A 1,881-nucleotide genomic window follows, 5' to 3' on the forward strand; every position below is an offset into this window, starting at 1 on the left:
GCACCTGTTCCAGCAGCTTTTCCGAGTAAACCGGTTTGGTGTTGTCCGGGGCAGAGACAGGCCAGTCTGGTGTTGATGCACACCCGGTCAGAAGCACTATGGCCGTCAAAGCGACGGCCATAGTCAATTTAAGACGGCTGTTCATCTGCTGCATTGGGGATCAGCGAATGCACTTCACAAAGGGGAACAGATCGGTCGCGCAGAGCATATCGGTAATGATGAACACCAGCAGGAACAGAACAATGATACCGACAACACCTTCGCCGGTTGGTGCTTCGGCCAGTTGTTGTTCAAACTCGGCCAGTTCCGTCGGGGTCAGATTCTGGATGCGCTCTTCAACCTGGGCTTCACTCACGCCGAGTTCCTGGAGTTTTGCCTTCACTCCCTGGTCGTCAAGCATCTCCAGCAATTGTTGCCTGTCCAGATCCACCTGTTGCTGCTGGATCAGCTCACCGGTTCCAACCATGCCGGCGTTGGCAGATACAGAGAAGGTGGTGGTAAAAGCGAGCAGCACGGCCATGGCCAGTGAGAATTTTCTTAAGTGCTGTCTGATACCGTTCATGTGAGGCTCCTTTCTCAGTTGTATTCCAGTACAGTAGATAGCGATCTGTACTCATTCAACATACAAAACGTTCACACAGCCGCTCGGGTTCCATGACTATTTGGTCATTGCCTGGGCGTTCAGGTACTCAGCGAAAAGCTTCAGCAAGTGATTGGCATCAGGGGCAGGGCGCACACCCTGCAGCAGGCTCTGGGCGTCCAGGCCTTCGGCAACGATGTCCTGATATTGGACTTCGAGGTAGGCTTTCATGATTGCATCGGTGAATTCCGGATGAAACTGCACGCCCCAGGCATGTTCGCCAACCCGGAACGCCTGGTGTGGCTCGAAGGCTGAATTGGCCAGCAATACAGCGCCCGGAGGGAGCTCAAGTGCTGATTGCTTGTGGGTCAGGTGGGCGGGAAATTCTGCCGGCAACTGACTGAACAGGGGGTCTGAGCTGGCGCTGTCGAGCAATCGCACGGTGTGCGTGCCGGTCTCGCGGCCTTTCGGATGGTAGTCCGCCTTGCCACCCATGGCATGGGCCAGCAACTGGCGGCCATAGCAAACTCCGAGAAGTGGCACGTTGGCCTCGACGGCCTGTTTTATCCAGCGGGCGGTTTCTTCGCTCCAGGGTGCTTTGTCGCTGACCATCGCAGGCGAGCCGGTAATGACGATGCCAGCCCAGTCGCTGGGGGCAGACGCGGGTGGCGTTTGCACGGCATCCAGTACGGTAAGTTCAAGATCGCCCGTCAGGCTGCGGAGGAACCAGGCGTCGAAATCACCAAACTGATCCCGTATCTGCGGGTAGGTTGAGCCTGTTTTCAGGATAATAACCTTTGGCTTTTCCACGCCTGCTACCTCCGCCCTGTCGCGCCGCTGTGACTACTCTTTGCCGGCAGAGGTTATTCCTGCGGCAGTTCCGCGTTGTGGAATACGTTCTGTACGTCGTCGAGATCGTTCAGCATGTCGAGGAATTTCTCGAACATCGGGATGTCGTCGCCTTCTACCACGGTGGTGGTTTTTGGCAGGAACTGGATCTCGTCCACATCGAACTCAATGCCTTCAAACGCGGCTTCCAGAGCCTGTTTGGCTTTGGCGTATTCGGTGTTCGGGGTGAATACCGTGATTTTGCCGTCTTCGCTTTCGATGTCGGTAACGTCCACGTCGGCTTCCATCAGGGCTTCCAGTACGGCCTCTTCATCCTGGCCGGCGAATGCAAAGATGGCGCAGTGATCAAACATATGGGCCACGGCGCCCGGGGTGCCGATCTTGCACTTGGTTTTGGTGAATGCCAGGCGAACATCGCCAAAGGTGCGGTTCGGGTTGTCGGTCAGGCAGTC

At 56.4% G+C, this 1,881-nt stretch carries 3 protein-coding genes; all 3 read right to left on the bottom strand.

Annotated elements, in window-relative coordinates:
* Positions 1–160: 160 nt before the first annotated feature.
* Entirely contained in the window at positions 161–562 is a 402-nt protein-coding gene (locus tag B3Y70_RS05675) for a PA2779 family protein (RefSeq protein WP_273030258.1), read from the bottom strand.
* Positions 563–658: 96 nt separating this feature from the next.
* Positions 659–1,390 (bottom strand): glutamine amidotransferase, encoded by a 732-nt coding sequence (locus B3Y70_RS05680; protein WP_288589363.1) that lies wholly within the window; start codon positions 1,388–1,390, stop codon positions 659–661.
* Between the two features lie 53 nt (positions 1,391–1,443).
* The coding region (locus B3Y70_RS05685; protein WP_288589364.1) for a YebC/PmpR family DNA-binding transcriptional regulator at positions 1,444–1,881 on the bottom strand (438 nt) is incomplete at its 5' end.

Origin of the sequence: Marinobacter sp. UBA5687 (genome assembly GCF_002420325.1) — a bacterium.
Taxonomy (GTDB): Bacteria; Pseudomonadota; Gammaproteobacteria; order Pseudomonadales; family Oleiphilaceae; genus Marinobacter; species Marinobacter nauticus.